The organism is Leptolyngbya sp. FACHB-36 (genome assembly GCF_014695955.1).
GTDB lineage: Bacteria > Cyanobacteriota > Cyanobacteriia > Leptolyngbyales > Leptolyngbyaceae > FACHB-36.
This window is the reverse complement of record NZ_JACJPG010000411.1, coordinates 1-7,075: the sequence shown is the minus strand read 5'-3', so window position 1 is coordinate 7,075 and position 7,075 is coordinate 1. Positions and strand designations below refer to the sequence as shown.

At 52.2% G+C, this 7,075-nt stretch carries 8 protein-coding genes; 4 read left to right on the top strand and 4 right to left on the bottom strand.

Annotation, left to right across the window (positions count from 1 at the left end; genetic code table 11):
- Positions 1 to 58: 58 nt before the first annotated feature.
- Positions 59 to 472, bottom strand: a complete 414-nt coding sequence (locus tag H6F43_RS11560) for a ChuX/HutX family heme-like substrate-binding protein (RefSeq protein WP_190342916.1) — start codon at positions 470 to 472, stop codon at positions 59 to 61.
- A 271-nt stretch (positions 473 to 743) separates the two neighbouring features.
- Here H6F43_RS11560 and H6F43_RS11555 point away from each other — a divergent pair, with 271 nt between their 5' ends.
- Together H6F43_RS11555 and H6F43_RS11550 are read left to right on the top strand one after the other, a co-directional pair.
- Positions 744 to 884 (top strand): hypothetical protein, encoded by a 141-nt coding sequence (locus H6F43_RS11555; protein ID WP_190342915.1) that lies wholly within the window; start codon positions 744 to 746, stop codon positions 882 to 884.
- 207 nt (positions 885 to 1,091) lie between these two features.
- Positions 1,092 to 1,484: a hypothetical protein gene (locus tag H6F43_RS11550; RefSeq protein WP_190342914.1), complete on the top strand. Its 393-nt coding sequence runs from the start codon at positions 1,092 to 1,094 to the stop codon at positions 1,482 to 1,484.
- Between the two features lie 109 nt (positions 1,485 to 1,593).
- On the opposite strand, the gene H6F43_RS11545 is transcribed toward H6F43_RS11550, so the two are convergent.
- The 3 genes from H6F43_RS11545 to H6F43_RS11535 form a co-directional block, all read right to left on the bottom strand.
- On the bottom strand, positions 1,594 to 2,058 hold the full coding sequence (locus H6F43_RS11545) for an RNA-binding protein (RefSeq protein WP_190342913.1): 465 nt from the start codon (positions 2,056 to 2,058) through the stop codon (positions 1,594 to 1,596).
- Positions 2,059 to 2,679: 621 nt separating this feature from the next.
- Positions 2,680 to 4,215, bottom strand: a complete 1,536-nt coding sequence (trpE, locus tag H6F43_RS11540) for an anthranilate synthase component I (protein ID WP_190342912.1) — start codon at positions 4,213 to 4,215, stop codon at positions 2,680 to 2,682.
- A 112-nt stretch (positions 4,216 to 4,327) separates the two neighbouring features.
- Complete coding sequence (locus H6F43_RS11535; RefSeq protein WP_190342911.1) at positions 4,328 to 4,645, bottom strand: DUF6464 family protein; 318 nt, start codon at positions 4,643 to 4,645, stop codon at positions 4,328 to 4,330.
- Between the two features lie 82 nt (positions 4,646 to 4,727).
- Here H6F43_RS11535 and miaE point away from each other — a divergent pair, with 82 nt between their 5' ends.
- Both miaE and H6F43_RS11525 read left to right on the top strand, forming a co-directional pair.
- The gene (miaE, locus tag H6F43_RS11530; protein ID WP_190342910.1) at positions 4,728 to 5,327 is read left to right on the top strand and encodes a tRNA isopentenyl-2-thiomethyl-A-37 hydroxylase MiaE; all 600 of its coding nucleotides are present in this window, start codon (positions 4,728 to 4,730) and stop codon (positions 5,325 to 5,327) included.
- A 540-nt stretch (positions 5,328 to 5,867) separates the two neighbouring features.
- A partial coding sequence (locus H6F43_RS11525; RefSeq protein WP_190342909.1) for an iron uptake porin occupies positions 5,868 to 7,075 on the top strand: 1,208 nt, incomplete at its 3' end.

The following is a 7,075-nucleotide window of genomic DNA, read 5'->3' as shown; positions in this document are numbered from 1 at the left end:
ACACCAGCACGCCCAGCAAGCAAGCAGAATAATAAGGCTGCGTTTCATTCCCAATTCCTCAGCCTTCATCCGATTGCAGCGACGCAGGCTGCCATACCTCGCCGTATTGCTCTCGTAGCGCCGTCCACGCTTCAACCTGCCCAGGCTCATACTCTCCGGGTTTACCCCACTGTAGAAACAAGCTGAGTGCTGATTCGTTTGTTTCGTCCAGCAGACGAATCGCATAGGTGGTGAAGTTGCCTCGCTTTGCCTCTCCGGTTTCAAATTTTACGTGGGTGATCCGGTCCATGTTGAGGTGAAACTCAAAACCTTCCGTGTGCATGTTGGCGTATTGACCTTTAGGAAGCGTGGCGTAGAAAAGCTTTTCCAGCTTTCCCCGAGCTTCCAAAACAGCCGCGCTGCTCGTCACAATTAGACGCAGCGTGCCCAGAGTCTGGCAGGTTTCCAAGAAGTCTTTGAGGGTAGCAGTCATGATAAGGATTCGCGCGTCGTGTCATGCATCCTCTAGTCTACCGAGTGCTTGCTGCGATCGCGGGAAGACATTCCTATCGGCAATTATTAGCGGCACCTGATGAGTTCTATAAAAATATCCAATAGAAACCTTAAGACTGAGGAGGGATCGCGAATCGCTGGCTAGAATCAGGACGGATTGCTGAGTCATCTAAGGCTTAGGCAACCTAGGCTCAAACCCTACTTTTTGTATGACTGGTCATTAGGTGAATCGAAAGGAGAGGATTGCAACCATGTCAGACTTGAACCGGGGAATCATGAAATTTGATGGGGCAGATAGCCCCAAGACGATCGTGGTATCGGCGGTGCTTCTGCTAGGCAGTATTGCCGCCTTAATTCTGTGGGCGTTGCAATCGGCGTATTCGCTGAATTAGTAGCAGCCATTCATAATCTTGCATAAGATTATGAATTCTACACACGATCAATCTCCATAACCCTGTAGGGGCAAAGTGGCGGTCAGAACTCTCTATGATTCAACTAGAGAGGATTGATCATCACTTTGCCCCTACGCTCTATTGATATCAAGCGTAAATTCTGAGCAGACCTGATAATCTGTGAGATGAATTTGCCATCGATCGCCCATGCAGCTTGAATTTGTTCCGGTTGAAGAGTTCTATTTTGCCCTTACCCTTGCTGTCCGCACCCTAGAAGACATTACGACCCCTGGATTGTCCGAACAGGTGCGGAGCCGCCTAGCCGAAATCTGTGGGCAAGCATCTACTGTGGCGGCAGCTAATCAAAACACGTACAACTATGTGTTTCGCGTCAGCGATGTAGATAACAGCCCTGCACCGCAATTGATTTTGTCCATTGCTGACTGGCAGAATAGCCTCCGTCTCAGCAGCGACTACGGCTGGACGCTAGACGAGCAGCGCAAGCCAATTCGCACCGATAAATTTAGCTTGCGCTCAGAGTTTGCCGAACAGGTGCGATCACATTTGCAGACTTGGCTTGGAGTTCCCCTGCTGGACTGATATAGCGGTAGGGGCAACTCGCTTGAACCACGATCGCTTCAGTTAAGAAGCGCGAGTCCAAGCAAGTTGCCCCTACTTGATCACAGTCTTTGAACCAACAACAGACATGCTAGGAGTTTGTCGTTTGAGTTGCGAGAAGCTGCTTTAGTTTCTCTAGCTCTTGTGCCCAACGTGGATCGGGTTGGACGCTTTCCGGATCAGTTTGGCTGCCACCCGTGGTTCGACGCGCCTTGGTGTTACTGGTACTCTTACGACGGTTGTTGTTAGAGCCGGTAGGACTGGGAGCCTCAGCACCGCTAGTGGGTGCTTCGTCGCCCTTATCCTTAGCGCGAGGCTGAGCACGCTCAATTTTCAGCGTGTTTTCCTTCAGCAAGTAGCCATTGTACTTTTCGATAATTTCATCGGCTTGCTCGTCACTTTTGACGGTAACAAATCCGAATCCTCGACATTTGTTGGTTTTGCGATCGGTAATAATCTTGGTTGAGACAGAGCTACCCGCCTCAGCAAACACCGCCTCTAAGTCTTGGCGACTGAGGTCTTCTGGCAAATTGCCTATGTAAAGACGAACGGACATGGAACGATTACCTCCAGACTGTGATTCAACTAACTATAGGCTTGAGTGCACAAACTTAATATTGACTGAAGCCAGTGAAGTAGACGCCTACCTCAAGAGACAGCCAACTCCCTCCTGCTCCAACCTTTAAAGCACAGGCTACCGGAGAGATCCTGGCTACAGCTCTCCGTTTGCGGCACTGTATCAGACAGCAAAGATCTTAAATGTAGATAGTTGCTGTGTGAGCGTTTGGTCATCACTGGAGGCTTTTGAACGAGCGTCTTCGCCGCTGAGAACGGGACTGGAAATAGTTGTGCCATCCATTAAGGTATCACGGTACCAGAGCGCAACTTGAGTGAAACGGAATTTCGGTCTAAATAAATCGCAGGCTCAAATGCTTGCTTAACTGACGAACTCACAGGTTAGAACAGCACTCCGTTGAGAAACCTCTGTGAAGGTGGTTAAGAAGGATAGGTTATCTACGGTAGCACTCTATCTCCACATTCAGCCACTACACCAGCATAATGCACCAAACTTGAGGGGAATCAATCTCTAGAGCTATAACTCAGGGAGTGAATACTGATTGCTGCCAGTATTAAGAACTGTAACACTAAGCTCAAATCGCCGCAAGCCATAACCAAATTAACTGAGGCACCGCACCGCTTCCAACATTCCTCTAGCTTTATTCAGAGTTTCTTCATATTCCATCTGCGGTTGTGAATCGGCGACAAGTCCGGCTCCAGCTTGCACACTGACTGTGTGTCTACCACCACCCTGAGCACGAACGATCATGGTGCGAATGGCGATCGCCGTATTCAACTGTCCCTCAAAATCGTAGTAGCCATAGGCACCCGAATAGGGACCGCGCCGAGTGAGTTCTAAGTCGTGGATGATTTCCATCGCTCGAATTTTTGGAGCACCGCTGACGGTTCCGGCAGGAAAGCACGCTTTCAGTAGGTCCCACGCCGTTTTATCCGGCGCAAGCTGCCCAACGACATTGCTGACAATGTGCATGACATGGGAATACCGTTCGACCATCATTAATTCATCTACCCTGACCGTTCCATTGACGCAAACCCGCCCTAAATCGTTCCGTCCCAAATCGACGAGCATCACGTGTTCCGCGATTTCTTTCGGGTCTTGCAGCAGATCGGCGGCAAGCGCAGCGTCTTCCTGAGGGGTACTACCGCGACGACGGGTGCCTGCGATCGGACGCACGGTTGCCAGCATGGGAGCGTTTGAGTCCAGCCGTTCCGCCTTCACCATCACCTCTGGGCTAGAGCCAATGATCTGCCAATCGCCAAAGTTGAAATAGGCCATGTACGGCGACGGATTAATGAGCCGCAGCGATCGATACAGCGCGAATGGATCGCCGCTGTAATCCGTCGAGAGCCGCTGCGAGACGACGACCTGGAAAATATCGCCTGCCTGAATATGCGCTTTGGCTTTTTCGACGTTGGCGCAGAATGCGTCGTGCGTGGTGTTGCTAGAAAAGGAGAGGGAAGTGGGGGTTGAGGTTTGGGATTGAGGAGGTGTCCAAGCGAGCAGGGCAGCTTGCTCGGAGAGCGGGGATTGCAGCTTGTTGACGAGCTGTGTCACACGATCGCAGGCTGCCTCATATGCCGCAGACAGGTCGGTGCTAGGGTCGCGCAAATCAGCGTAGGCGATCGCCCAAATCTTGCGCTTCACCTGGTCAAAAATCAGCAGACTATCCACCTGCATCCACAAGCCATCTGGCAAATCGGTATCAGCAATAGGATAGACAGGCACTCGCGGCTCAATCCAATGAATCAGCTCGTAGCCCCAAAAGCCAAACAGCCCACCAATCCCCGAGGGCAACTGAGGCAGCTTAACGGGACGGTAGGGTTCTAGACAGCGAGCAAGGGCTGCAAACGGATCGCCGTCTAGGGTGCGACTGGAACCGTCGCGACCAAGTTGAGTCGCGCGATCGCCCCGTGCTTCTAGCACCCACAGCGGATCGCAGCCCAAAAAGCTGTAGCGTCCAAGGTTTTCGCCGCCTTCCACAGACTCCAGCAAGAAACTGTAGGGCTGTCCAGCACAAACGCGATACCAGGCAGAGACGGGTGTATCCAGGTCGGCAACCCATTCCTGGTAGACCGGGACAAAGTTGCCTTGCTGGGCGAGATCGGTAAATTGGGCGAAGTCGGGGAAGATCATGGACAGAATAGGGGCTAAAGGCTGGGATTGGGGGGCTAGGGGTTAATGAAGTGAGGCAGCATTTCGGAATTGAGTTTGGTTAGTCTACTTTACTGGTTCTGGTCTCTAACCCCTAGTCCCTAAATTCGATCGACTCGTAGAAGGGGCACTCTTTGCAAGGTCCAGACGGGTTGATCGCGCAGCGCAGATAGGGCGATCGGGCATTAAAGCGGCAGGTGATATCCCCGACGAGATAGCCTAACCCTTCTACGTAGCGATGATCATTAGAAAAGGCGTAGTGCATGCGTCGCAGACGGTGGTTTGCGGTCGCGTTCATGGCAGAACGCAACCGTTCTCGCGCGTCGGTTTCTGCTTTTCGCATCACCAGCAGCGAGAACAATGCAGGCACCAGCCCAAGCGCGACAATAACCAGCAATTCGAGTAAGGTCATATTCGACAATGAAACGAAGCGTGTCCGAGTAGTAGACTGGGCATGAACTGAGTTTCAACTGGTGTTTTCAACACTGTAGATCGTGATTAGCTCAACTCCTGCAACAATCAAGTTTTTGAAACAACCCACGTCCTCAGCTTGGCTTGAGCAGGCGTTGGCGAATTTGGATACGATTCTGCTTGACCACTCTCACTGCGAACGTAAGGCGGCAGGCGTAGCGCTGAATTTAATGTTTCGCTATCCGTCGAACACGAAACTGGTGCGGACGCTGACCGCGATCGCGCAGGAGGAACTTGAGCACTTTGAACAGGTTAATCAGATTCTAGATCGTCGTCGGGTTCCTCTGGGACCCCTATCGGCACCGCCATATGGTGCAGGTTTGAATAAGCAGATTCGCGCTGCCGAGCCCGATCGACTGCTGGATTCGCTGCTGGTGTGCGGTTTAATTGAAGCCCGCAGCCATGAACGGTTGGGGCTACTGGGTTCGCACTGTCCTGACCCCGATCTGGCAAAGTTTTACCGAGGCTTAATGGCATCCGAGGCGCGGCACTACGGAGCGTACTGGATGTTGGCAACAACGTACGCCGATCGTGCCGTGGTCGATCGACGACTAGATGAATTGGCGATCGTCGAAAGTCAGCTCTTAACAACGCTGCATCCAGAGCCAAGAATTCACAGCTAAGCCAAAAATTAAGATAGTTAGAATTTATGCATTGCCCCCAATCTCCTGATTTTGGATAACTGGTTGACTAACAAGTTTATTAGTCCATGTTTATCAGTCCACGCGAAACAGCTTCCAATCCAGTTTGAAGAATTAGAAGCGCAGCGTCAGCACTTAGATGTAGGGTACATAGTTGAGATTCTAGATCTCCGAGGTTCTGTAAACCTCGGAGATCTTGGGGAGCGCTCAGAAATTGGCGACCCTAAAACTGGGTACTGACAAATTAGTCTGAGTTTTACTTATCGAGAGGTTAGAGCGACAAATCGACGAGTATTTAAACCTGCGATCGTATTCTCAAAACCCAGCAAATGCACACCATAGCAAATTCTGATTCATCAACATCTCACTATTGCCTCGCATAGACCTTCTGATGCTTTGTGGGTTCCGGTTCAGCCACCTGTCACAAGAAGATGGAAACAAGTCACAACATTCGCGTGAGGACAAATTGCTCCTGCACTGTGTGAGGACTAAACGTGACCATCCTTTCTTGCTCCAGGACCCATGAAAAAACGAAGCCTTCTGTTCTGGCTGGCTGGCGTTTTGCCAGTCGCAGGGCTGCCCACAACCGCTGCTGCATCCCCGGCCCCGCAGCCATTGTTCTCAAGCACGATCGCAGCGGACCCTACGATCGCCCAACTTCCAACGCCTGCGGTTTCTCAACTAGCCGCACCGACTCCCGATTCGATGGCGCAAGTCACCTCGGTGTCGCAGCTATCGGATGTCCGACCCACCGATTGGGCGTTTCAGGCGCTACAGTCCCTAGTCGAGCGCTATGGCTGTATTGTCGGCTATCCTGATCGCACCTATCGCGGCAACCGTGCCCTAACGCGCTACGAGTTTGCCGCTGGCTTGAACGCCTGTATCGATCGCGTCAATGAACTGATCGCTGCCGCGACTGCCGACCTGGTTAAAAAAGAGGATTTGGTAACGCTTCAACGGTTGCAAGAAGAGTTTGCCGCAGAACTGGCGACCCTGCGCGGTCGAGTGGATGCGTTGGAAACTCGGACGGCGACGCTAGAGCGGCAGCAGTTTTCCACTACCACTAAGCTCAGCGGTGAAGTGATCTTCAGCGTTGCCAGCGCTTACGGTGCCTATGATGGCGGCAACCCTGCATTCATCAACAACACCAACGCCAACGTTTTAGGCACTGGGGTTGGCGCGCTCATTCCCCCCACCGCAGGCAGAGATGCAGACGTGGTGTTCAACAACCGTGTGCGACTGAACCTGAATACTAGCTTTACCGGACGAGATCTGCTGATCACCGGACTGCAAGCCTACAACTTTGGCGGCGGTCCAAGTCTGCTATTCCCTAACGGCAGCAGCCTTTCGGGAACGCTGGGCTACGGCGATGTCGTATTCGGCAATGCCAGCAATGCGCGTTTGGCGTATGAGCCACAGTTTCCTACTGTCAACCCGCAGAACCTTTCGGCGCGCGGCGGCAATAACTCGATCGACCTATACAAGCTGCTCTACATCTTTCCGGTCGCTAACAAACTGACTCTGTTTGCTGGAACAAATGCCGAAGTGTCGGATGCGTTTCCAGCCATTCTGCCGTTTGCGGGTGAGGGACAGGGAGCCATTTCGCGTTTTGCCAGCTTGCCAGCGTCTCATCGCGTTTCTGGCGGAACCTCGCAGACTGGACTGGCGGCAGCGGCAGGATTTATTTGGAACATTTCTGACGCGATCGACCTGCGTGCTCTTTACGGCAG

Coding starts and splice junctions, on each gene's coding strand:
- H6F43_RS11560 (WP_190342916.1), bottom strand. CDS start 472: ATGACTGCTACCCTCAAAGACTTCTTGGAAACCTGCCAGACTCTGGGC.
- H6F43_RS11555 (WP_190342915.1), top strand. CDS start 744: ATGTCAGACTTGAACCGGGGAATCATGAAATTTGATGGGGCAGATAGC.
- H6F43_RS11550 (WP_190342914.1), top strand. CDS start 1,092: ATGCAGCTTGAATTTGTTCCGGTTGAAGAGTTCTATTTTGCCCTTACC.
- H6F43_RS11545 (WP_190342913.1), bottom strand. CDS start 2,058: ATGTCCGTTCGTCTTTACATAGGCAATTTGCCAGAAGACCTCAGTCGC.
- trpE (WP_190342912.1), bottom strand. CDS start 4,215: ATGATCTTCCCCGACTTCGCCCAATTTACCGATCTCGCCCAGCAAGGC.
- H6F43_RS11535 (WP_190342911.1), bottom strand. CDS start 4,645: ATGACCTTACTCGAATTGCTGGTTATTGTCGCGCTTGGGCTGGTGCCT.